The sequence below is a fragment of the Kitasatospora sp. SC0581 genome (assembly GCF_048159585.1).
In the GTDB taxonomy this organism is placed as follows: Bacteria; Actinomycetota; Actinomycetes; order Streptomycetales; family Streptomycetaceae; genus Kitasatospora.
In genome coordinates this window covers 19,150-42,873 of record NZ_JBLRWA010000044.1, presented here as the reverse complement: position 1 = coordinate 42,873, position 23,724 = coordinate 19,150, and the positions used below count along the sequence as shown (strand labels likewise).

Sequence of the window (23,724 nt, the reverse complement as noted above, 5' to 3'; positions counted from 1 at the left end):
GACCCTCCGGGCTTCGTTCTTTCGTGTTTCCAGCTTATCAGATGTTTTCCGCTCCGTTTTCCGGAGTTTCATTCATCCGATTTGCTTTCGCCTTTCGGCGCTCCCGAACTCTATCAGAGTCTTTCGGTCCGTTTTCCCCGGTCGTTCTCGAATTCGAATCCGAATTCGAGCCCGTTTCCGAGGGGCCGTCCCGTGGGGCAACCCGGAGAACATTACGCACCGGGTCGCCCCACGTCAAACCGGCCTCAGCCGGTCTTGAGCGAGCCTCAGACCTCGACGACGACCGGCAGGATCATCGGCCGGCGGCGGTAGTTGTCCGCGACCCACTTGCCGATGGTCCGGCGGACCAGCTGCTGCACCTGACGGGGCTCCAGCACGCCGTCGCTCGCCGAGCGGTCCAGGCCCTCCTGGAGCTTGGCGACGACCGGGCCGAAGGCGTTGTCGTCGATGCCGGAGCCGCGGGCCTGGATGGTCGGGCCACCGACGATCTTGCCGTTGGTCGAGTCGACCGCGACGAAGACCGAGATGAAGCCCTCCTCGCCGAGGATCCTGCGGTCCTTGAGCGAGGCCTCGGTGATGTCGCCGACCGAGGAGCCGTCCACGTAGACGTACCCGGCCTGCACCTTGCCGACGATCCGGGCGACGCCCTTCTCCAGGTCGACGCAGACGCCGTCCTCCGCGATGACCACGCGGTTGCGCGGCACCCCGGTGGCGATGCCCAGCTCGGCGGCCGCGCGCAGGTGGCGCCACTCGCCGTGGACCGGCATCAGGTTGCGCGGCTTGCAGATGTTGAAGAAGTAGAGCAGCTCGCCGGCCGAGGCGTGGCCGGAGACGTGCACCTTGGCGTTGCCCTTGTGCACGACCTTGGCGCCCCAGCGGGTCAGGCCGTTGATCACCCGGTAGACCGCGTTCTCGTTGCCCGGGATGAGCGAGGAGGCCAGCACGACGGTGTCGCCCTCGACGATGCGGATCTGGTGGTCGCGGTTGGCCATCCGGGACAGCGCCGCCATCGGCTCGCCCTGCGAACCGGTGCAGATCAGCACGACCTCCTTGTCCGGCAGGTCGTCCAGCTGCTTGACGTCCACGACCATGTTGCCGGGGACCTTCAGGTAGCCGAGGTCGCGGGCGATGCCCATGTTGCGGACCATCGAGCGGCCGACGAAGGCGACCTTGCGCTTGTACTCGTGCGCGGCGTCCAGCACCTGCTGGATGCGGTGCACGTGGCTCGCGAAGGAGGCCACGATGATGCGCTTGTCGGCGTTCGCGAAGACGTTGCGCAGCGCCGCCGAGATGTCCCGCTCGTGCGGGATGAAGCCGGGGACCTCGGCGTTGGTGGAGTCCACCAGCAGCAGGTCCATGCCCTCCTCCGCCAGCTTGGCGAAGGTCGGCAGGTCGGTCAGGCGACCGTCCAGCGGGAGCTGGTCCATCTTGAAGTCACCGGTGGCCACGACCATGCCGGCGGGGGTGCGGACCGCGACCGCCAGGGCGTCCGGGATGGAGTGGTTGACGGCGATGAACTCGCAGTCGAAGGGGCCGATGCGCTCGCGCTCGCCCTCCTTGACCTCCAGCACGTACGGCCGGATGCGGTGTTCGGCGAGCTTGGCCTCGATCAGGGCGAGGGTCAGCTTGGAGCCGATCAGCGGGATGTCCGGGTTCTCCCGCAGGAGGAAGGGGACGGCGCCGATGTGGTCCTCGTGCCCGTGGGTGAGGACGATGCCGTCGACCTTGTCGAGACGGTCCCGGATGTAGCTGAAGTCCGGGAGGATCAGGTCCACGCCGGGCTGCTCGTCCTCGGGGAAGAGGACGCCGCAGTCGATGATCAGGATGCGGTCGCCGTACTCGAGGACCGTCATGTTGCGGCCGATCTCGCCGAGGCCGCCGAGCGGAGTGATGCGGAGGGCGCCCTCCTTCAGTGCCGGGGGCGCGCCGAGCTCGGGGTGCGGGTGGCTCAAAAGACTCTCCTCACGACGCGCGCCATATGTCCGGGGTCCTCCCCCTGGAGACATATGGCGCGCGTACTCAGTGTCGTTTTCCTACTGGGTCTGTGCTCTCGCGCCTACGGTCCGGTCCAGCGGCGGACCCGGGGAGGTCCGGCGAGCCGGGGGCGCGCACGTCCGTGTCTGCTAAAGGTGTACCCCGCCGGAGGCGAGATCCTGCTTCAACCGCTCGATCTCCTCGGGCGTCGCTCCGACCAGCGGGAGTCGCAGCGGGCCGGCGGGCAGGCCCTGGAGTTCCAGCGCGGCCTTGGCGAGGATCACGCCCTGGGTGCGGAACATACCGCTGAACACCGGCAGCAGGCGCTGGTGGATGCTCGTGGCCTTGACCACATCGCCCGCCAGGAAGGCCTCGACCATCGCCCGCAGGTCCGCCGCCACCACGTGCCCGACGACGCTGACCACACCGACGGCTCCGACGGACAGCAGCGGCAGGTTGAGGATGTCGTCGCCGGAGTACCAGGCGAGGTCGGCGCGGGCGATGGCCCAGGCCGCGGCGCCGAGGTCGCCCTTGGCGTCCTTGTTGGCGACGATCCGCGGGTGCTCGCCGAGGCGGACCAGCGTCTCGTGGCTCAGCGCGACCCCGCTGCGGCCCGGGATGTCGTACGCCATGACCGGCAGGCCGGTGGCGTCGGCGACCTCGGTGAAGTGCCGGTACAGGCCCTCCTGCGGGGGCTTGTTGTAGTACGGCGTGACGACCAGCAGGCCGTGCGCCCCGGCCGCCTCGGCCTGGCGGGCCAGCTCCACGCTGTGGTGGGTGTCGTTGGTGCCGACGCCGGCCACCACGTGGGCGCGGTCCCCGACCGCCTCGACCACGGCGCGGACCAGCTGGGCCTTCTCGGCGTCGCTGGTGGTCGGGGACTCACCGGTGGTGCCGTTGACGACGAGGCCGTCGTTGCCGGAGTCCACGAGGTGCGTGGCGAGGCGCTGGGCGCCGTCGAGGTCGAGCGCGCCGTCGGCGGTGAACGGGGTGACCATGGCGGTCAGGACCCGGCCGAACGGCGTCTGGGGGGTGGAGGTCGGAGCCATGCGTCCAAAGCTACTCGTAGGCGGTGGGGCGGTACCCATGCCGGTCCGGTGTTCGGACAGGTGCAGCGCGTCGGTGGCGCGGACGTGGGATTCCGGTGCTGCCCGCTCGGGGGTTCGGGCAGCACCGGAATCCGTGTTCACGAATGTAGGGAGCGGCTAGAAAAGCCGCAATCCAGACATGCCAGACACTCTGCCCGTATGCCTGTCGTCCCAGGTCAGGGGGCGACCCGGCCGTGCTTCTCGAAGGCCGCATGGGTGAGCGGCATGAGCCGGGCCCACTGCTCCTCCATCTGCTCGGCGACCATCTCGATCTCGCGCTGCGGGAAGGACGGCACCGCCGAGTTCTCCCGCCGGGTGCGCAGCGACAGGAAGTGCATCAGCGAACGCGAGTTGCAGGTCGCGTACATCGAGGAGAACAGGCCCACCGGCAGCACCGCGCGGGCCACCTCGCGGGCCACCCCGGCGGCCAGCATCTCTTGGTAGCGGGCGTAGGACTCGACGTACGCGGCCTCCATCGCCGCGGTCGTGGTCCGGTGCTGCTCCGGCGTGCCCTCGTGGAACTCGTACTTGCCGGGGCGGCCCTCCTGGACCAGCTTGCGCTCCTCGCCCGGGACGTAGAAGACCGGCTGGAGCTCGCGGTAGCGGCCGGACTCCTCGTTGTACGACCAGCCGCTGCGGTGCCGGTGGAACTCCCGGAACACGAAGATCGGCGCGCTGATGAAGAAGGTCATCGAGTTGTGCTCGAAGGGCGTGCCGTGCCGGTCGCGCATCAGGAAGTTGATCAGGCCCTTGGACTTCTCCGGGTCCTGCTGGAGGGCCTCCAGGGACTGCTCGCCCGCGGTCGAGACCCGGGCCGCCCAGATGACGTCCGAGTCGGCGGCGGCGCTGCGGACCAGCTCCACCGTCACGTCGCTGCGGAAGCTGGGGGCCGTCGGTTCGTCGCTCACGCGTTACTCCTTGCGGGTTCGGTGCTGTGCAGCTTGATGGCGTGCTGCATGGTCTTGCGGGCGCGCGGGGTGTCGCCGGCGTCGGCGTAGGCCACGGCGAGGCGGAACCAGACCCGCCAGTCGCCCGGCGCGTCCTGTGCCTCGGCCTGGCGGCGGGCGAACACCGCGTCGGCCGAGGCCCGGTCGATCCGCCCGCCCTTGCTGCGCTCCAGCTCGTCCACCGGCAGGCCGCCCTCGGCCTCCAGCTCGCGGGCCAGCCGCTCGCTGTCCCGGCCGAAGCGGACGGTCTGGCGCAGGAACCAGACCCCGATCACCGGGATCACGAAGGCGCAGACCCCGATGCCGATGCCGAGCGGCTTGCCGGTGGCGATCAGCTGGACGCCCTCGCCCACGCAGACCAGGGCGACCAGCAGCAGCACGCCGGACAGGACGAAGAAACCGGTACGGGAGGTCATCGGGCCCCTCCGGGGATCGGCGCGGTCCGGTTCGGCGTGCTCTGGTACGGCACGGTCTGGTTCGACACTGTCACAGGTCCAGGAAGTGTTCGAGGCCGAAAGTCAGCCCCGGCGTCCCGACGACCTTGCGCACGCCCAGCAGGATGCCCGGCATGAAGCTGCTGTGGTGCAGCGAGTCGTGCCGGATGGTGAGCGTCTCGCCGGTGTCGCCGAACATCACCTGCTGGTGCGCGAGCAGGCCGCGCAGCCGCACCGCGTGCACCGGCACCCCGTCCACGTCGGCGCCGCGCGCGCCGGGCAGGCTGTGGGTGGTCGGGTCCTGCTGCGGCGGCCGGCCGGCCTCGGCCCGGGCGGCGGCGATCAGCTGGGCGGTGCGGGTGGCCGTCCCGCTGGGGGCGTCGGCCTTGCGGTCGTGGTGCAGCTCGACCACCTCGACCGACTCGAAGTACCGGGCGGCGATCTGGGAGAACTTCATGCCGAGGATGGCGCCGATGGAGAAGTTCGGCGCGATCAGCAGGCCGAGCTCCGGGGCCTCGTCCAGCCAGCCGCGGACGGTGGCGAGCCGCTCGTCCGTCCAGCCGGTGGTGCCGGTGACCACGTGGATGCCGTGGTGCAGGCAAAAGTCCAGGTTGCCCATCACCGAGTCGGGGTGGGTCAGCTCGACGACCGCCTGGGCGCCGGCCTCGGTCAGCTCCTCCAGGTCCGACCCGCGGCCGAGGGTGGCGACCAGCTCCAGGTCCGGCGCGGCCTCCACGGCCTTGACCGCCTCGGAGCCGATCCTTCCCCTGGCGCCGATCACGGCGACACGCAGCGTCATGGCAAAAGTTCCTCTCACCTGGGATTCAGCGGATCCGGAAAAGCGGATCAGACCAGCAGATCGGCGAGCTTGGCGGCCCGCTTGTCGTTGACCGGGCCGATCAGGGCGAGCGACGGCCGGTACGCGCCCAGCACATCACGGGCCACCGCGTGGACGTCCTCCAGGGTCACCGCTGCGATGCGCTCCAGCATCTCGTTCACCGACAGGTGGTGCCCGTAGCTGAGCTCGGCCTTGCCGATCCGGTTCATCAGCGAGCCGGTGTCCTCCATGCCGAGCACGGTGGAGCCGGAGATCTGGCCGATCGCCCGGCCCAGCTCCTCCTCGGTGATGCCCTCCTCGACCACCTTGGCCAGCTCGGCGCGGCAGATCCGCAGCACCTCCTCGACCCGCTTGGGCTGGCAGCCGGCGTAGATGCCGAACAGGCCGCTGTCCGCGTAGGACGAGGAGTACGAGTAGACCGAGTACGCCAGGCCCCGCTTCTCGCGGACCTCCTGGAACAGCCGGGAGCTCATCCCACCGCCGAGGGCCGCGTTGAGCACGCCCATCGCCCAGCGGCGCTCGTCGTGCCGGGGCACCCCGGGCACGCCCAGCACCAGGTGGGCCTGCTCGGTGGAGCGGTTGAGCACCTCGACCCGGCCGGCCGTGCGCAGCGCCTTGACGCCGCGGCGGGCCTCGGCCGGCGCCGCGGTGGACGCCGCCAGCAGCGGCGCGAAGGCCTGCTCGACCTGCTTGACCACCTTGCGGTGGTCGAGGTTGCCGGCCGCGGCGACGACCAGCTGCTCGGGCCGGTAGCGGCGGCGGTAGAAGCCGGCGATCTGGTCCCGGGTGAGCGTCCTGATGGTCTCCTGGGTGCCGAGGATCGGGCGGCCGAGCGGGCCGCTGCCGAAGATCACCTTGGCGAACAGGTCGTGCACCACGTCGCCCGGGTCGTCCTCGGCCATCGCCATCTCCTCGAGGATGACGCCGCGCTCGGACTCCACGTCCTCGGTGCGGATCAGCGAGCCGGTGAGCATGTCGCAGACCACGTCGATGGCCAGCGGCAGGTCGGTGTCCAGGACCCGGGCGTAGTAGCAGGTGTTCTCCTTCGCGGTGAAGGCGTTCATCTCGCCGCCGACCGCGTCCAGGGCCGCCGAGATGTCCAGCGCGCTGCGCCGCTCGGTGCCCTTGAAGAGCAGGTGCTCCAGGTAGTGGGTGGCGCCGTTGAGCTGCGGGGTCTCGTCCCGCGAGCCGACGCCGACCCAGATGCCGAAGGTCGCGGAGCGCACCGTCGGCAGGGTCTCGGTGACGACCCGAAGGCCGCCGGGGAGCACGGTGCGGCGCACCGTGCCGGCGCCGTCGACGCCCTTGAGCAGGGTCCGGGTCGTGCCGGGACGCTGCGTTACCGCCGGGGCCTGCGCCACGGGGGGTACCTCCAGAGGAAACGCACGTGCGGATGGGCACGTACGGACGAACGCGTGGACAACGGGGTGCGGCCCGCACGCCGTGAGGCGTACGGGCCGCGGGGGTCAGCTAGCGGCGCTTCACTCGGAAGCGGCCTCGCCGCCCTCCTCGCCCTCGATGACCGGGATCAGCGAGAGCTTGCCGCGCGGGTCGATCTCGGCGATCTCGACCTGGACCTTGGCGCCGACGCCGAGGACGTCCTCGACGTTCTCGACGCGCTTGCCGCCGGCCAGCTTGCGGATCTGCGAGATGTGCAGCAGGCCGTCCTTGCCCGGCATCAGCGACACGAACGCGCCGAACGTCGTGGTCTTGACCACGGTGCCCAGGTAGCGCTCGCCGACCTCCGGCATGGTCGGGTTGGCGATCTGGTTGATCGTGGTGCGGGCGGCCTCGGCGGCCGGGCCGTCGGCGGCACCGATGTAGATGGTGCCGTCGTCCTCGATCGTGATCTCGGCGCCGGTGTCCTCCTGGATCTGGTTGATCATCTTGCCCTTGGGGCCGATGACCTCACCGATCTTGTCCACCGGGATCTTGATGGTGATGATGCGCGGCGCGTTCGGGGACATCTCGTCGGGCGAGTCGATGGCCTCGTTCATCACGTCGAGGATGTGCAGGCGGGCGTCCTTGGCCTGCTTCAGCGCGGCGGCGAGCACCGACGCCGGGATGCCGTTCAGCTTGGTGTCCAGCTGGAGGGCGGTGATGAAGTTGCGGGTACCGGCGACCTTGAAGTCCATGTCGCCGTACGCGTCCTCGGCGCCGAGGATGTCGGTCAGCGTGACGTAGTGGGTCTCGCCGTCGATCTCCTGGGAGATCAGGCCCATCGCGATACCGGCGACGGCGGCCTTCAGCGGCACACCGGCGTTCAGCAGCGACATGGTCGAGGCGCAGACCGAGCCCATCGAGGTGGAGCCGTTGGAGCTCAGCGCCTCGGAGACCTGGCGGATGGCGTACGGGAACTCCTCGCGGGTCGGCAGCACCGGCAGCAGGGCGCGCTCGGCCAGCGCGCCGTGGCCGATCTCGCGGCGCTTGGGCGAGCCCACGCGGCCGGTCTCACCGACGGAGTACGGCGGGAAGTTGTAGTTGTGCATGTAGCGGCGGCGCGTCTCCGGGGAGAGCGTGTCCAGCTGCTGCTCCATGCGCAGCATGTTCAGCGTGGTGACGCCCAGGATCTGGGTCTCGCCGCGCTCGAACAGGGCCGAGCCGTGCACCCGCGGGATGGCCTCGACCTCGGCGGCCAGGGTGCGGATGTCGGTGACGCCGCGGCCGTCGATGCGGACCTTGTCCTTGATGACGCGCTCTCGGACGACCTTCTTGGTCAGCGCGTTGTAGGCGGCGCTGATCTCCTTCTCGCGGCCCTCGAACTCGGGCAGCAGCTTCTCGGCGGCCAGCGCCTTGACGCGGTCCAGCTCGTTGTTGCGCTCCTGCTTGCCGGCGATGGTCAGCGCCTGGGCGAGCTCGTCCTTGACGGCGGCGGACAGCGCGGCGAGGACGTCGTCCTGGTAGTCCAGGAAGACCGGGAACTCGCCGGTCGGCTTGGCGGCCTGGGCGGCCAGCTGCGACTGCGCGGCGCACAGGACCTTGATGAACGGCTTCGCGGCGTCCAGGCCCGAGGCGACGATCTCCTCGGTCGGCGCCTCGGCGCCGCCCTCGACGAGCTTGATGGTCTTGTCGGTGGCCTCGGCCTCGACCATCATGATCGCGACGTCGCCGTCCGGCAGGACGCGACCGGCGACGACCATGTCGAAGACGGCCGACTCCAGCTCGCTGTGGGTCGGGAAGGCGACCCACTGGCCGTTGATCAGCGCGACGCGGACGCCACCGATCGGGCCGGAGAACGGCAGGCCCGCCAGCTGGGTGGAGGCGGAGGCGGCGTTGATCGCGACCACGTCGTACAGGTGGTCGGGGTTGAGCGCCATCACGGTGACGACGACCTGGACCTCGTTGCGCAGGCCCTTGACGAAGGACGGGCGCAGCGGGCGGTCGATCAGGCGGCAGGTGAGGATCGCGTCCTCGGAGGGCCGGCCCTCGCGACGGAAGAACGAGCCGGGGATGCGGCCCGCGGCGTACATCCGCTCCTCGACGTCCACGGTCAGCGGGAAGAAGTCGAAGTGCTCCTTCGGCTGCTTGGACGCGCTGGTGGCCGACAGCACCATGGTGTCGTCGTCCAGGTAGGCCACGGCGGAGCCGGCGGCCTGACGGGCCAGACGGCCGGTCTCGAAGCGGATGGTACGGGTGCCGAAGGAACCGTTGTCGATCACGGCCTCGGCGTAGAACACGTTCTCTTCCACCTGGAAGATCTCCTCTTTCGTACGTCTCCGGGAGAGCGTCCCCGCGTACTGCCTGCGGTGGGCCCCGGGCCCTCCTCGGGGAGGGCGGCAGTCGGGCCGGTCTTCGATCGAAGCCTCCGGAGTGCCCCGCTCGGTCTGCGGGGGTTCCGACGGCCACTACCGAGGACCGGCGCCTCACGGCTGCCGGGCCCGGAAGGGCGGTCCGCGTCTGGACGCTCTCTCGGATGCGGGCGGCTTCCGTTTGAAGCCTTCGTCCCGCGGGGGGGTTGGGTCCTTCTGCCCGGGTGGCGCGCTGGTGCGCCATCACCCGGCATGCCCACAACCCTACGGTGCAATCCTCGGCCACCTGGGGAGGTGCGCGCGAGTTGTTATCTGCGGGCGCCGCGGCTCAACGGCCGCGGCATACGCGCGAGGGGCGGCTCCCCGGTGTGGGGAGCCGCCCCCGAGCGGCGGTCTTAGCGGGCGCCACCGGCGGCACCGCGGCGGATGCCCAGGCGGTCGACGAGCGTACGGAAGCGCTCGATGTCCTTCTTGGCCAGGTACTGCAGCAGGCGGCGGCGCTGGCCGACCAGGATCAGCAGGCCACGACGCGAGTGGTGGTCGTGCTTGTGGGTCTTGAGGTGCTCGGTCAGGTCCGAGATACGACGGGAGAGCATGGCCACCTGGACCTCGGGGGAACCGGTGTCGCCCTCCTTCTGGCCGAACTCGGCGAAGATCTGCTTCTTGACGTCAGAGGCGAGAGCCACTGCAACTCCTTCAGGGTCTACCGAGCGGTCCTGGTCGACAACACAGGACTCATCGAGAACTCGGTGTCGCGGGCGCGGCCGGCGGTCGTCGACCCACGGGGGGGCGGACACACGGCTGCGCTCGAAGGCCAAGCGTACCAGTGCCGCCCACCCGGCCGTTCGGCGGTCGGGCGGGCGGCTCCGGGGACGGTTCCGGGGCCTCCGCGGGCGGCTCCGGGGGGCCTGCGGTCAGCTGGTGGCGCCGCGGACCAGCCGGTAGACGTCCAGGACGGCGAGCGCCAGCGGGACGAGCGAGATCAGGGTGAGGCTGTCCACCAGGTCCAGGATGCGCCCCCAGAACGGGGAGACCCCGAGCCGCGGCACCACCAGGGCGATCGCGGTGAGCAGCGCGGCGCCGAAGGCGATCGAGGCGGTCAGCCAGATCGTGCGCAGGTCGAGTTCGGTGGTGGAGCCGGCCGCCCGCAGGAAGAACTGCGGCGTGTGCAGGGAGAGCCCGACGATCAGCAGGCTCAGGCCGAGCAGGCCGGCCACCGTGAGGCTGAGCACCTGCGCGGTGTAGCGGAACAGCCGGGCGCGCAGCATGGTGGTCAGGCCCAGGGCGAGCGCGAGCACCTCGGGGAAGGTCTCGTCGGTGAAGCCGAGGACGGCGCAGGCGCCGACCACGACCGCGGCGCAGCCGCCGACCAGGCCGACCAGCACCTCGTGCCCGCGGCGGGCCTGGTGCGCGATCCGCTCGTACTGGACGGCCTCGGCGCGCTCGGCCTCCTCGTCGTAGTCGCGGCTGCGGGTGCGGGTCTGGCCGGGGGCGCTGAAGCCGACCGGCAGCCGGGCGAACCGGGCGGAGAGGCTGGGCAGGAAGCCGACCACGGCGACGGCGGCGACGCCGGTGACGGCGGCGATGTGCCCGGCCGGGGTCTCCGGGAGCAGGACGGCCGCGAAGGTGGCGAGCGCGCCGGCGGTGGAGACCAGGGCGGCGGCGACGAACACCGCGTCCTTCTCCGGCAGCAGGCCGGCCAGCAGTACGGAGACCACCAGGGCGGCGACGCAGCCGACCAGGAACTGGAGCCGGCCGGGGCCGTCCCCGAGGTGGGCGACGGCGATCACGCCGCTGCCGCCGATCATGGCGTGCGGCAGCGCGCCGAGGCCGAGCGCGACGGCCGCGTGGGCGTCCTGGTAGACCCGGGCGCGGACCCCGGCGAGCGCGGTGAGCACGACGGCGGTGACGCCGGCCAGCACGCCGGGCAGGCCGTGCATGTCGTGGCGCAGGTCGGAGAACCAGAGCGCGAAGCCGAGCAGGGTGAGCAGCACCCCGGCGCCGATCAGGCCGAAGCCGCGCATCAGCTCGGCGGTCCAGAACCGGCGGTCGGCCTCGACGGCGCTGGCGATCGCGTCGGCGACGTCGTCGTAGACGGCCGGCGGGAGCGACTCGGCGAAGGGGCGCAGCGCCAGCAGGTCGCCGTCGCGGACCTGCTGGGCGGCCAGCGGCAGCCCGCTGTCGAGCACCGTGCCGTCCCGGCGGACCAGGTGGAAGCCGGTGGGGGTGCCGTCGGGCTGGCTCTGGTTGGCCAGCCGCAGCACCTCGGGGTAGACGTCCGCGAGCGGGACGTCCTCGGGCAGGGCGACGTCGATCCGGCGGTCCGGGGCGACGACGGTCACCCGGCAGTAGCCGGTGGCGGCCGCGGTGCTCACGCTCCCACCCCGCTTCGCCCGGCAGGCGCTCCGCCCACTGCGCGGTGTTCGATGATGAGCTCGCTCCGCTCACTCATGCCCGCACCTCGATCCTTCGACGCACGTGGCGCTCCCCCTTGTTGACGGTGCCGAGGCCCGGCGGCGCTCGGTGTTGCTGTGGAACCGGCCCGACCGGGCCGCGAGTTGGCGCGGCGTTACCCTACCCGTTCGGTTCGTGTCCGGTGCCGGTGCGTACCGGGCCCTGGCGGGCGGTGCGGGGGCGACCGTTAGGATCGGCGCCTGCGCAGAGGTACGGGGGCTGCGCTGGGTGGGGCGTCCCCAGTCACCGGATTCCCGTACGGAGCGTGCGCAAGTCACGTGAGGGCTGATGCCGAAGTGATCGATCGACGCCGCGGGGTGGATGACACATGGGTGTGATCACGGTCAAGCGACCGGCCAGGGCGTATCCGCCCACCGTGCCGGACGAACCGGTGGAGCTGGTGAGCCCGCCCGAACTGCCCCGGCAGGGCGGCGAGGACTGGCTGATGAGCATCCTGCCGATGCTGGGCATGGGCGGATCGGCGGTGTTCTTCTTCTCGCCGGGGGCCGCCGCACCCATGAAGATCATGGGCGGTCTGATGATCGCCTCGACGGTCGGCATGGTGCTGGCGCAGATCGTCCGGGCCCGCAAGGGCGGCTCGACCGCGATGGCGGACGAGCGGCGCGACTACCTGAAGTACCTCCAGCAGACCCGCCGCCAGGTGCGCCGCACGGCGGAGCGCCAGCGCGGCGCGCTGCTGTTCCTGAACCCGGCCCCGGACCAGCTCTGGTCGATCGTCGAGGACGGCCGCCGGCTGTGGGAACGGCGCACCGGGGACGGCGACTTCGCGCAGATCCGGGTGGGCCTCGGGCCGGTGCAGCTGTCCACGCCGCTGGTGGCGCCGCAGACCGCGCCGATGGACGAGCTGGAGCCGCTGTCGGCGGCCGCGATGCACTCCTTCCTGAAGGCCCACGGCACCCTCCAGGACCTGCCGCTGGCGGTCTCGCTGCGGGCGTTCTACCACATCACGGTGTGCGGGGACCCGGACTCGGTGTACGGGAACGTGCGCGCGATGATCGCCCAACTGACCACCCTGCACTCGCCGGACGACCTGATGGTGGCGGTCGCGGCCGCGCCCGGCGCGGCCGAGGAGTGGGAGTGGACCAAGTGGCTCCCGCACAACCAGCACCGCAAGGAGGCCGACGGCGCGGGCTCGCGCCGGCTGTTCGCCGCCGACCTGGGCGACCTGGAGTACCTGCTCCAGGACGAGCTGGCCGGCCGCCAGCGCTTCGTGCGGGAGGTGGCCCCGCCGGCCGACCAGCCGCACCTGGTGGTCGTCATGGACGGCGCCGGGGTGCCGCACGACTCGCTGCTGGCGAGCCCGGAGGGCGTGCAGGGCGTGACGGTCATCGAGGTGGTGCCGGGCGAGGTCGACGAGCCCAGCGGGCACCTGATGGTGACGGTCAACGCCGAGGAGCTGGTGCTGCGCTCGGCCTCCGGCGCGACGTACACCGGCAAGCCGGACCTGCTCTCGGTGTGGCAGTCCGAGGCGCTGGCGCGGCAGTTGGCGCCGTACCGGATCTCGGCCGGCGGGGACGACGAGCCGCTGCTGTCCAACCTCGACTTCACCGACATGATGAGCTCGGGCGACCCGGGCTCCTTCGACGTGGCCCGCAGCTGGCGCCCGCGCGCCCAGCACGAGCGGATGCGGGTGCCGATCGGCGTCGGCGCCAACGGCGAGCACGTCTACCTGGACATCAAGGAGGCCGCGCTGGAGGGCATGGGCCCGCACGGCCTGTGCGTCGGCGCGACCGGCTCCGGCAAGTCGGAGCTGCTGCGCACGCTGGTGCTGGCGCTGGCGATGACCCACTCCTCGGAGATCCTGAACTTCGTCCTCGCCGACTTCAAGGGCGGTGCGACCTTCTCCGGCATGGCGGACATGCCGCACACCTCCGCGGTGATCACCAACCTGGAGGGCGAGCTCACCCTGGTCGACCGCATGCGCGACGCGATCGAGGGCGAGCTGCACCGCCGCCAGGAGCTGCTGCGCTCGGCGGGCAACTACGCCAACATCCACGAGTACGAGCGGGCCCGGGCGGCCGGCGCGGCGCTGGACCCGCTGCCCTCGCTGGTGCTGATCATCGACGAGTTCTCCGAACTCCTCAGCGCCAAGCCCGACTTCATCGAGATGTTCATCCAGATCGGCCGGATCGGCCGCTCGCTGGGCGTGCACCTGCTGCTGGCCTCGCAGCGCCTGGAGGAGGGCAAGCTGCGCGGCCTGGACACCTATCTGTCGTACCGGATCGGTCTGCGCACCTTCTCGGCCGCGGAGTCCCGGGCGGCGATCGGCGTGCCGGACGCGTACCACCTGCCGCCGGTGCCGGGTGTCGGCTACCTGAAGTTCGGCGAGGACGTGATGGACCGGTTCAAGGCCGCCTACGTCTCGGGGCCGTACCGGGCGCCGGGGCAGCAGCGGTCGACCGGCGGGCGGCGGGTCGACACCCGCCCGGTGGAGTTCACCGCCGCCTTCGTGGACCTCCCGGACCCGGTGGAGGTGGAGCTCGTCCCGCAGGCCCCGGAGCAGGACGACGCGCTGGTGGACACCGTCCTGGACGTCTTCGTCCAGCGGATGGCCGGCCAGGGCCCGGCCGCGCACCAGGTGTGGCTGCCGCCGCTGGAGGAGGCGCCGAGCATGGACCACCTGCTGCCGCCGCTGCAGGTCGTGCCGGAGCGCGGGCTGACCGCGCCCGGCTACCCGGCGGGTCGGCTGCGGGCGCCGATCGGCATCGTCGACCGGCCGCGCGAGCAGAAGACGGACATCCTGGAGGTCGACTACGCGGGGGCGGCCGGCCACGGTCTGATCGTGGGCGGCCCGCGCTCCGGCAAGTCGACCGTGGTGCGCACCATGGTGGCCTCGTTCGGCCTCACCCACACCCCGCTGGAGGTGCAGTTCTACCTGCTCGACTTCGGCGCGGGCAGCTTCCAGTCGCTGGGCGGGCTGCCGCACGTCGGCGGGGTGGCCGGGCGCCTGGACGTGGACAAGGTGCGCCGGATGGTCTCCGAGGTGCACGGGGTGCTCAACCGGCGCGAGGAGCTGTTCCGGGCCGCCGGGATCGACACCATCGCCACCTACCGGGCCCGCCGGGCGGCCGGCCGGCTGCCGGACGAGGCCTTCGGCGACGTCTTCCTGGTGATCGACGGCTGGAACACCTTCAAGCAGGAGTTCGAGGGCCTGGAGCCGGTGATCGGCGACATCGCCCAGCGCGGCCTCGGCTACGGCGTGCACCTGGTGATCACCGCGGCCCGGTACGCCGAGGTGCGCCCGGCCCTGAAGGACCTGCTGCAGAACCGGACCGAGCTGAAGCTCGGTGACGCGATGGAGTCCGAGGTCGACCGCCGGGTGGCGCAGAACGTCCCGTCGCTGGCCGGGCGCGGCATCACCCCGGAGCGGCTGCACTTCCTGTCCGGTCTGCCCCGGCTGGACGGCTCCTCCTCGGTGGAGGACCTCCAGAACGGCGTGGCCGGGCTGGTCGCCGCCGTCGACGGGGCCTGGACCGGCCCGCGCGCCCCGCAGGTGCGGATGCTGCCGGCCGTCCTGGACGGCCACGCGCTGCCGAAGGGCTTCGAGCACCCGGAGCGCGGCGTCGCCTTCGGCGTGGACGAGGCGGAGCTGGCACCGGTCTTCGTCAACTTCGAGACCGACCCGCTGTTCATCGTCTTCGGCGACACCGAGTCCGGGAAGTCGGCGGTGCTGCGGATGCTGATCAAGCAGATCACCGAGCGGTACACCCCGGACCAGGCCGGCATCGTGGTCGGCGACTACCGGCGCGCGCTGCTCGGCACCGTGCCGCCGGAGTACCTGGTGGAGTACGCGGCCGCGCAGCCGGCCATGGCGGCCATCGTGGACATGCTGCGCGGCGCCTGCTCGCGCCGCCTGCCGGGCCCGGACGTGACCGCCGAGCAGCTGCGCAACCGCAGCTGGTACAGCGGCAAGGACATGTTCGTGATCGTCGACGACTACGAGCTGGTCGCGACGAGCTCGGGCAACCCGCTGGCCCCGCTGGCCGAGTTCCTGCCGTTCGCCCGCGACATCGGCCTGCGGGTGATCGTGGCCCGCAGCGCGGGCGGCGCCGGCCGCTCGCTGTACGAACCGGTGCTGCAGCGGATGCGCGAGCTCGGCGGCCAGGGCGTGATCCTCTCCGGCAACCGGGACGAGGGCGCGCTGCTGGGGACGGTCAAGCCGCAGGCGCTGCCGCCGGGCCGCGCCGTCTTCGTGTCACGCCGCGTGACCAGCGGGCAGATGGTCCAGACGGGCTGGCTGCCGGTGGCGTAGCCGCGCCGGCCGTCACGGACGGTGAGCGAAGGGGTCGGACTCGTGGAGTCCGGCCCCTTCGGCGTCCCGGGTTCCGAAACGTTACCTAGATCTTTCCGGGCGGGGGCTGCGGTTCCCGTACCCCGCCGGGGAGTTGCCGGGCGTCTCAGGGGCACCTGGGCGTATCACCGCTCACTCGAAGTACGACCTTGGAATCGCGGTCCGCCCTCTTTGTTCACCTTCGATTCAATTGCCATGTGGCCAAAGTAACAAGTCGGACAAAGCTGGCAATGACCGAACGTGATCATCGGATCGTATGTCTATGCCGTTCACCGCAACGGATTCCGAAGCAGTTCCGGCGTTGACGCGATCAATACGCCCAAGGTTCCATGGCGGCCAGGGAGCGCCTGGAACCGGACACCGAGCAACCAGCCAGCGGAGGCGATACCGCTCCCACCCCAGCACCGCACAGAGCCGATCGGAAGCCACATGACCGACACGCTTCGCCCGCCACAGACCGTAGCCGCCCCCGCGGCCGAGGCGGCAGCGCCCCAGCAGCTCAAGCGCTCGATCGGCGTCGTGGGCGGCACCCTGCTCACGCTGTCCTGCGTCACCCCCGCCTCGACGCTCTTCGTGATCGTGCCGGAGCTGTTCTCCAGCATCGGCAGCGCCACCGCGCTGGCCATCGCGATCGGCACCGTGCTCTGCGTCGCGGTCGCGTTCTGCTACTCCGAACTCGGCACCCTGATCCCCAGCGCCGGCGGCGAGTACGCGATGGTCGGCACCCTGGCCGGGCGGCTGATGGGCTGGCTGGTCTTCGTGCTCTCCCTGATCGTGGTGATGATCGTCCCCTCGGTCATCGCCCTCGGCACCGCCGACTACCTCGCGCCCGTCCTGCACCTCGACAAGGCCATGACCGGCGCCGCCGTGATGCTGGCCGCCACCCTGGCCGGCCTGCTCGACCTGCGCGCCAACGCCTGGATCACCGGCGTCTTCCTGGTCCTGGAGGTCATCGCGGCCGGCGTGGTCTCGGTGCTCGGCTTCGCCCACACCAACAGCGACGCCCCCAGCCTGCTGCACGGCGTGGTCACCGGGGACGGCGGCGCCACCACCACGGTGAGCGTCGGCGCCATCGTCGGCGCGCTCGGCATCGCCCTGTTCATCACCCAGGGCTTCTCCACCGCCGTCTACCTGTCCGAGGAGCTGGAGAACCCGCGCCGCAACGTCTCGCGCACCGTGCTGTGGACGCTCGGCATCTCCTCCGCGATCATCCTGGTCCCGGTCGTCGCGATCACCGTGGGCGCCCCCGACCTCCAGACCTTGGCCTCCGGCGACATCTCCGGCATGGTCACCGCCTGGAGCAACTCCGCGGTCGGCACCTTCATCAGCCTCTGCGTCGCGCTGGCCATCATCAACGCCGGCATCGTCATGGTCATCCAGAACTCCCGGGTGCTGTTCGCCTCCGCCCGCGACAAGGCCTGGCCGGAGCCGGTCAACAAGGCCTTCGGCACCCTCGGCCGGTTCGGCTCGCCGTGGATCGCCACCCTGGCGGTCGGCCTGCCCGGCGCCGCGCTCTGCTTCGTCAAGGGCGAGCTGCTGAGCAACATCACCGGCGTCGCCGTCACCGGGATGTACCTGCTGGTCGCGATCGCCGCGCTGCTCTCCCGCCGCGGCCACCACAAGCACGCCTCCGCCTGGCGGATGCCGCTGTGGCCGGCCGTCCCGATCGTGCTGATCGCCGTCCTGGTCTACGTGATGACCAAGCTGGACACCGAGCCCCTGCTGTGGACCGGCGGCATCACCGCCGCCGCCACCCTCTACTGGCTGTTCTACCTGCGCCCCCGGCAGGACACCCGCTGGGTGATCAGCCTCCCCGAGGACCAGCAGGACTGACCCCCACCCCTCCCCCACACGGCGGTGCCCCGGGCCTCCCCCAGGCCCGGGGCACCGCCGTCTCCCGCGCTACTTCTTCGGCGTCCACTGCGGGCTGGTGGCGACCGCCCGCAGCTCCGCCTCGGTCAGCAGCGGATCGCCCTTCGACACCAGCGTGACCAGGACCTCCACGCCGTCCGGCCGCATCGCGTCCACGACCTGCACCCCCTTCGGGACCTTGGCCGCCGCGCCGCGTGCCAGGAGCCTCGTCCCGTCCGGCAGGGTCTCCGCGCCCTGGTACGCCTCCGGCCCCGGCCGGTCGTCGGGGGCCTTCGCCCAGTTCTCGACCGTCAGCGTCAGGGTCCCGGTCCGCCCGCCCCCGGCCAGCTCGAAGTCCGCCCGCAGGTCCCGGCTCCTGCGGTCGGTCACGGTCACCCCGGCGGGCAGCAGCCCGGTCAGGACGGACTCGCGGTCCTGCAGCGACAGGCCCGGGTCGATCGCCTCGGTGTCGACGCCGTCGAACCGGAGGGCCGCGACGACCCGGTTCCAGGACGGGTCCGTGACGACGGCCTTCAGCTGGTCCGGCGTGAGCGGCGGGTTGGGCCGACTGTCGGGCGCGTCCTTCTCCTGGGGGGAGTTCCACTCGCTGAGGCCGATCAGCCCGCCGTCCGGACGGGCCACCGAGGCGCGCCACTCCTTGGTGGTGGCCCGGTGGTCCGGGTACTCGTAGCCCTGGGTGAGCATGAGCTTCGACCCGTCCGGCAGCACGGTGACGGCGCAGGAGTCCAGCGAGGCGAGCTCGAGGTCCGTCGGGCAGGTCTGCGGCTGGACGTCCTTGGGGCGGTGCTTCTGGATGCTGAGGCCCATCAGCGACCGGCCCTGGCCGTCGTCGAACACCAGGTTGGCGTCCGCGTACATCCCCTTGTTCTCGTCGGTTCCGTGCCCCTTCGCGTCGGACACCTGGCCCTTGGGCAGCAGGGCCTGGAAGGTGGCGACCACCTCGTCCCCGGTGATCACCACCGGGGCGGAGGACTTCACCGAGGTCGGGGTGGCCGAGGCGGTGGCGCCGTCGCCGCCGGCGGTGGCCGCCGGGGCGGAGGCCGCGCTCACCGTGCCCGCGCCCCTCGCCCCCGGGAAGCCCAGGTACACCGCGCCGGTGCCCACCAGGGCCAGCGCCGCCGCCCCGCCCACCACGGCGGCGGTCGAACGGCGGCGCCAGCGGCCGCGGCCGCGCCGGTAGCCGCCCGTGACCAGGTCGGCCCGGCCGGGGCGGAAGCCTTCGCCCGTACGGGTGAGGGCATAGAGAAGATCGTCCTCGAACTTGTCCGGTTCGGACATGGGTGTTCACCGTCTCCTTGCGTCGCGGGTGGTGGTGAGAGGTACCGGGCGGTCGGCGGCCGGCCTCAGCGGGCGGCGAGCTCGGCCAGCGAGTCGCCGAGCAGGGCGCGCAGCCGGGCCAGGGCCCGGGTGGTGCGGGTACGGACGGCCCCGGAGGAGACCCGCATGGCCTCGGCGGTCTCCTCGACGCTGCGGTCCTCCCAGTAGCGCAGCACCAGGACCGCGCGGTCCTTGGGCGGCATCCGGCCGAGCGCGTCGAGGAGGGTCAGCCGCAGCGTGCGGTCGGCGTCCTGCCCCTCCGGCTCCGGCAGGGCGTCGCTGGGGCGCTCGCCGCTGGAACGGCGGCGCTGCTGGGCGAGGAAGGTGCGCACCATCACGGTGTGGGTGTAGGCCGCCGGGTTGTCGATCCGGCCGCGGCCGGTGAAGGCGCTGCGCCGCCACAGCACGTACATCCGGCTGAGGGCCTCCTGCACGAGGTCCTCGGCGTAGTGGGTGTCGCCGCTGGTGAGCAGGCAGGCCGAGCGGTACAGGTGGCCGGTCCGGCCGGAGACGAGTTCCAGGAACTCCGCGTCCTTGGCCTCCCGGCCCGCCCCGATCCACCCCATGCGCCCTGCCCCCCGCGGTCCGCCGTCCCTGACACTTCATCGATGCGGCGGGCGGGCTGCGGTGTTACAGGGGTTCCAGCGGTTCTTCGACGCGCCGGCCCGGTCGGGCCCCGAGCTGGCGGGGGTCGGGCGGGCGGGGGTCGGGCGTGAGTCGGGCGTCAGTCGGCGGACTTGCGCCGGTGGTCGCGCAGCACCGTGCCGCCGCCGATCAGCAGGGCGACCAGCAGCGCGCCGACGCCGAGGACGTACGTCGCGGTGCGGCCGTCCCGGTCGGCCTGGGTCTCGCCGAGACCCACCGGGCGCGGCACGATCGGCGCGGCGGCGAGCTGCACCGGGGCGTCCGGGGTGGGCGCGAAGGGCGCGTCGTCGGGGGCCTTGGTGACGGCCCTGACCGGGTCCACCACGCCCCAGCCGGTGAAGTTGTCCGGCTCGCGCTGGGTGCGCTGCGCGGTCTGCTCGATCCAGGCCCGCACCTGGGCCGCCTTCCAGTTCGGGTGGGCGCTCCACAGCAGCGCGGCGAGCCCGGAGACGTACGGGGCGGCGAAGCTGGTGCCGTTGTCCACGCACTGGCCGCTCCCGGGCACGGTGGACAGCATGTCGACACCGGGCGCGGCGACCTTCACGAAGCCGCCGTACTGGGAGAACGGCGCGCGCTCGTTGTTGCGGTCGGAGGCGCCGACGGCCAGCACGGTCGGGAAGGCGCCCGGGTAGGTGTCGCCCTCCTTGCCGTCGTTCCCGGTGGAGGCGACCACCACGATGTTCTTCGCCTCGGCGTAGTCGACGGCGGCCTTCAGCTCCTGGTACCCGCCGAAGCGGGCGTCGCCCGCGCCGCGCACGTCCTGGGAGATGTTGATGACCTTGACGCCGGGCTGGTCGGCCGCCTTCCTGATCGCCGTGACCAGGGTGGAGACGTCGCCGTTGCCGTCGCTGTCGTTCTGCCGGATCGAGAAGATCCTGGCGTCGGGGGCCAGTCCGACGAAACCGGTGGTCTTCCTGGGGCCGGCCGCGATGATCCCGGCCACCTTGGTGCCGTGGCCGACCGGGTCCTCGATGGACTTGCCCGGGATCGCCTCCTTGGTCTCCCGGTTGACCAGCAGGTTGGGGCCCTCGTCGACCTTTCCGCTCAGCTGCGGGTTGTTGACGTCCACTCCGGTGTCGATGACCGCGACCGTCACGCCCGCGCCGGTGGTCTTCCCGCCCTGCCACAACTCGTCCAGCAGCAGGCGCTGCAGCGACCACGGCACGGTCGGCACGTCGGGCGCCGGCTTGGGGCAGTCGCCGGCCGCGGCCAGTCCGGGCCCGCCCTCGGCGTACGCCGGGGCGGCGAGCGGGCCGCCCAGCACCGCGAGCGCGGCGAGCGCCGCGGCCGCCTTCCGGTACCCGTGTCGGGACACCCTGCCACCCCTCATGTCGTCCACCCGTGTCGCGCGTCGGGGGCGGGTGCCCGGAATCCGGGTACCCGCCCCCTGCTGTTCCCTACGGAACCCGAACGTCAGCCCCAGAGCTTGGCGTTGGCGTCCTCGGTCGTCCGGTAGCTCTGCGCGGCCTGGTCCAGCGAGGTCGCGATCTGCGTGCAGGTCTTCTGCAGGTCGGCGGCGCGGGCGTCCCACTGGGCCTGGTGGGCCTGGTAGCCCTCCTGGGCCGCACCCTGCCAGCTGGAGGCGATGCGGGTGACGTTGCCCTTGAGGTCGTTCAGCAGGTGGTCGATGCGGCTCGCCGAGGCCTTGACCTCCTCGGACGCGTGGTGAACGGTCTCGAAGTTGACGAGAATGTGGTCGGACACGTTGTCTCCCTAGACGAGGGTGCGGAGCGCCACGCGGTCAGTGGCGGGCGCTCCGCGGAGCGGTGGATCGGGACAGAACGGCGGTCGGCGCGGGTGCGACGATCAACGCGGAAGCGGTGATCAGCCCTGGGCCGAGGAGAACATCGCCTTCTGCTCCTCTTCGGTGCTCGCGTAGTGCTTGGTGGTCAGCTCGATCGCGTGCTTGATCGCGGTCAGCGACTCCTTCAGCTTCGCGATGTCCTCGTTGACCCGGTTCTGCAGGGTCGTGTAGGCGCTCGCGGCCTGGCCCTGCCAGCCGCCGGTGATGCCGGAGACCGTGCTGATCAGCTTGGTCCGCTCGGCCTCGATCTTGCCGATGGCCTCTTCGATCTGCTTGGCGAACGCCAGCATCTCCTGCGCCGTCATCGTGAACTGACCCTGAGCCATGCTCCACCGTCCCCCATGAGACAACATTTTGCGTGCACGGAGGGCCCGCGAGGGGCCCCACCGTGCCATCACCCGTGTGATGTCCAGCAGCACTGTAGTCGGCACACGCAGCTCGCCCAACACCGAGCACAGAGTAGTTACCAGACCATGACACTGCGGCCAATTCGGTTGCCGCGCTTGGCCGGTCAGGCGTTCTGCGGCTGGGCGGCGCTCTTCGCGGTCAGCGGCGGACCGGCCGGAACCAGGTTCGACCACTCCTTCGGCACCGGCAGCGGCTGGACCCCCTGGTAGCCCAACCGGGCCTGGTTGCCGCCCGGTTCCTCCTGCTGGCCGGGCTCCTGGGACGGCGCCCCGGGGGCCGGCGTGGCCGTCGGCTGCGGCGTCGGCTGCTTCGGCGGGGCGCTCTGGCCGGGCTGTGGCGAGGCCGTGGGACGCTGGCCGCCGTCACCGTTGGACGGGACGGAGTAGCGCAACCCGGTCTCGGTGATCAGGAAGTCGGTCCCGGAGCCGGCCGCCGCGTGGTCCAGCGAGCGGTAGAACAGCCCGTGACCGGGGGTCACGTACGCGGCCCCGGCGCCGTTGTTGTACGGCGCGGGGTACGTCGTCCCGGCCCAGACGCTGCGCTTGGCGGTGGCCCCGTCCGCGGCGACGCCGTCGTAGGTGCTGCACACGACCATCCGGGCGTCCTGGCGGTCCTGCCAGTTGTTCACCGGCGCACCGGTCTTCAGCGGCCAGTCCGGCGCGGTGCCCTTCAGCGCGACGTCGCCGCCCCACTGGGCGTTGTCGGCCGGGATCATCTCGTCGCTGCGCGGCTTCTTGTCCTGGTCGTACTTGTAGAGCATCTGGTACGCCGGGTTCTGCCGGATCAGCTCCGCCTGGAACGGGGTGACCAGGAACAGCTGCTCCTTGCCGACCACGTAGTGGCGGTCCTGGTAGTGCACCAGCCGGCCGACCCGGCGGTCGGCCTGGTTGCCCAGCTCCACCTTGGAGTTGGCGCCCTGGCTGTCGGCCACGCCCTCGACCTGCGGGAAGGTGATCGGGGTGGCGGTCACCAGGGTGTCCAGCCAGTCCCGCTTGACCCGCTGCGGCACCGCGTTGGGCCCGAACACCGCGGTGATCAGCGCCTTGCGCTCCTTGTCGTCCGACTGCGGGGTGCCGATCTCGTGCTTGCGGCCCTGCGCGTCGACCAGGAACACCGCCGCACCCGAGGCGGCCGGCTGACCCGCCGCCGGCGCGGCCGAGATCTGCTGCTCGTCGGCCTGCTGCACCAGCATCAGCTGGTCCGGGCCGAGCATCCGGTCCTTGGCCGCCAGCGCCGCCGCGTCCGCCCCGGCCGCCACAAACACCGCCTGGTTGACGGTCTCCTGCTTGTCGTCCGAGCCCGGGCGGTCGCACACCGCCCACTTCATCGGCTTGTTCGCGTTGTCCGTGGTCGGCAGCTTGTCCGGCGCGTACGGGATGCCGATCGTCGGCCCGTGGTTGGGGTAGCGGTCGAGCACCCCGTCGTCCACCACCACGACCTTGGCGCCCGCGGGCAGCACCAGCCGCGCCGAGGACATGTTGAGGACCTGGTGCAGCCGCTTGGTCTTGTTGTCCTGGTCGGTGAGCACCACGTACCGGGTCGTCGACTGCTTGCCCTGGATGATGTTCTTGCCGTCGTCCCACTTCACCGGCGCACTCGGCTTGAAGACCCCCCAGAGCCCGAAGCCGGCCACCACCACCGCCCCGGCCAGCACACTCGGCAGCACCGCCTTCACCGGACGCGGCGCGTCCTCGTCGCTGCCGCCGCCGGCGGGCAGCAGGAAGGCGCCCACCGTGCGCTTGCGGGCGAAGGTGTACGCGTTCAGCTCGTCCCGGCGCGATGCCATACCTCGTCGTCCCCCTAGTCAGACGTTGTCGGGCGTTGTCAGACCGACCTGCCCCGTGGTCACCCGCCGGGCACGAACCGGCGCGAACCCTCTACG

Annotated in this window: 17 protein-coding genes; 2 read left to right on the top strand and 15 right to left on the bottom strand. The window is 71.6% G+C overall.

Going from position 1 to position 23,724, the window contains the following annotated elements:
• Positions 1-266 precede the first annotated feature (266 nt).
• The 9 genes from ACLWS4_RS35625 to eccD all read right to left on the bottom strand — a co-directional run bounded on the left by ACLWS4_RS35625 (position 267) and on the right by eccD (position 11,405).
• On the bottom strand, positions 267-1,952 hold the full coding sequence (locus ACLWS4_RS35625) for a ribonuclease J (protein ID WP_049651675.1): 1,686 nt from the start codon (positions 1,950-1,952) through the stop codon (positions 267-269).
• Positions 1,953-2,123: 171 nt separating this feature from the next.
• Positions 2,124-3,023, bottom strand: a complete 900-nt coding sequence (gene dapA / locus ACLWS4_RS35620; protein WP_049651676.1) for a 4-hydroxy-tetrahydrodipicolinate synthase — start codon at positions 3,021-3,023, stop codon at positions 2,124-2,126.
• A 215-nt stretch (positions 3,024-3,238) separates the two neighbouring features.
• The gene (gene thyX / locus ACLWS4_RS35615; RefSeq protein ID WP_049651677.1) at positions 3,239-3,970 is read right to left on the bottom strand and encodes an FAD-dependent thymidylate synthase; all 732 of its coding nucleotides are present in this window, start codon (positions 3,968-3,970) and stop codon (positions 3,239-3,241) included.
• Positions 3,967-4,425 (bottom strand): tetratricopeptide repeat protein, encoded by a 459-nt coding sequence (locus ACLWS4_RS35610; RefSeq protein ID WP_049651678.1) that lies wholly within the window; start codon positions 4,423-4,425, stop codon positions 3,967-3,969. The genes thyX and ACLWS4_RS35610 overlap by 4 nt, the downstream gene beginning before the upstream one ends.
• A 70-nt stretch (positions 4,426-4,495) precedes the next feature.
• The gene (dapB, locus tag ACLWS4_RS35605; protein WP_074006413.1) at positions 4,496-5,242 is read right to left on the bottom strand and encodes a 4-hydroxy-tetrahydrodipicolinate reductase; all 747 of its coding nucleotides are present in this window, start codon (positions 5,240-5,242) and stop codon (positions 4,496-4,498) included.
• Between the two features lie 47 nt (positions 5,243-5,289).
• Complete coding sequence (locus ACLWS4_RS35600; protein ID WP_234348371.1) at positions 5,290-6,642, bottom strand: M16 family metallopeptidase; 1,353 nt, start codon at positions 6,640-6,642, stop codon at positions 5,290-5,292.
• Between the two features lie 120 nt (positions 6,643-6,762).
• Positions 6,763-8,970 carry a polyribonucleotide nucleotidyltransferase gene (locus tag ACLWS4_RS35595; RefSeq protein WP_049651681.1) on the bottom strand — a complete coding sequence of 736 codons (2,208 nt, stop codon included), beginning with the start codon at positions 8,968-8,970 and terminating at the stop codon, positions 6,763-6,765.
• Positions 8,971-9,425: 455 nt separating this feature from the next.
• Positions 9,426-9,716, bottom strand: coding sequence for a 30S ribosomal protein S15 (gene rpsO / locus ACLWS4_RS35590; protein ID WP_031072625.1), 291 nt, complete (start codon positions 9,714-9,716; stop codon positions 9,426-9,428).
• Positions 9,717-9,944: 228 nt separating this feature from the next.
• Entirely contained in the window at positions 9,945-11,405 is a 1,461-nt protein-coding gene (gene eccD / locus ACLWS4_RS35585; protein WP_049651682.1) for a type VII secretion integral membrane protein EccD, read from the bottom strand.
• A 407-nt stretch (positions 11,406-11,812) separates the two neighbouring features.
• Between eccD and eccCa the strand changes: the two genes are divergently transcribed.
• Positions 11,813-15,757, top strand: a complete 3,945-nt coding sequence (eccCa, locus tag ACLWS4_RS35580) for a type VII secretion protein EccCa (RefSeq protein WP_416876306.1) — start codon at positions 11,813-11,815, stop codon at positions 15,755-15,757.
• 468 nt (positions 15,758-16,225) lie between these two features.
• The gene (locus tag ACLWS4_RS35575; RefSeq protein WP_416876305.1) at positions 16,226-17,629 is read left to right on the top strand and encodes an APC family permease; all 1,404 of its coding nucleotides are present in this window, start codon (positions 16,226-16,228) and stop codon (positions 17,627-17,629) included.
• 69 nt (positions 17,630-17,698) lie between these two features.
• Here the strand turns inward: ACLWS4_RS35575 and ACLWS4_RS35570 are convergent, their stop codons facing one another.
• The 6 genes from ACLWS4_RS35570 to ACLWS4_RS35545 all read right to left on the bottom strand — a co-directional run bounded on the left by ACLWS4_RS35570 (position 17,699) and on the right by ACLWS4_RS35545 (position 23,628).
• Complete coding sequence (locus ACLWS4_RS35570; protein WP_416876304.1) at positions 17,699-18,946, bottom strand: hypothetical protein; 1,248 nt, start codon at positions 18,944-18,946, stop codon at positions 17,699-17,701.
• A gap of 65 nt (positions 18,947-19,011) precedes the next feature.
• Entirely contained in the window at positions 19,012-19,551 is a 540-nt protein-coding gene (locus ACLWS4_RS35565) for a SigE family RNA polymerase sigma factor (RefSeq protein WP_117487808.1), read from the bottom strand.
• Between the two features lie 158 nt (positions 19,552-19,709).
• On the bottom strand, positions 19,710-20,960 hold the full coding sequence (gene mycP / locus ACLWS4_RS35560) for a type VII secretion-associated serine protease mycosin (protein ID WP_387830935.1): 1,251 nt from the start codon (positions 20,958-20,960) through the stop codon (positions 19,710-19,712).
• Between the two features lie 83 nt (positions 20,961-21,043).
• Positions 21,044-21,334 carry a WXG100 family type VII secretion target gene (locus tag ACLWS4_RS35555; protein WP_049657362.1) on the bottom strand — a complete coding sequence of 97 codons (291 nt, stop codon included), beginning with the start codon at positions 21,332-21,334 and terminating at the stop codon, positions 21,044-21,046.
• A 120-nt stretch (positions 21,335-21,454) separates the two neighbouring features.
• A complete protein-coding gene (locus ACLWS4_RS35550; RefSeq protein WP_063780319.1) occupies positions 21,455-21,760 on the bottom strand; it encodes a WXG100 family type VII secretion target in 306 nt (101 codons plus the stop codon).
• A gap of 185 nt (positions 21,761-21,945) precedes the next feature.
• On the bottom strand, positions 21,946-23,628 hold the full coding sequence (locus tag ACLWS4_RS35545; RefSeq protein WP_387976654.1) for a type VII secretion protein EccB: 1,683 nt from the start codon (positions 23,626-23,628) through the stop codon (positions 21,946-21,948).
• Between the last annotated feature and the right edge of the window lie 96 nt (positions 23,629-23,724).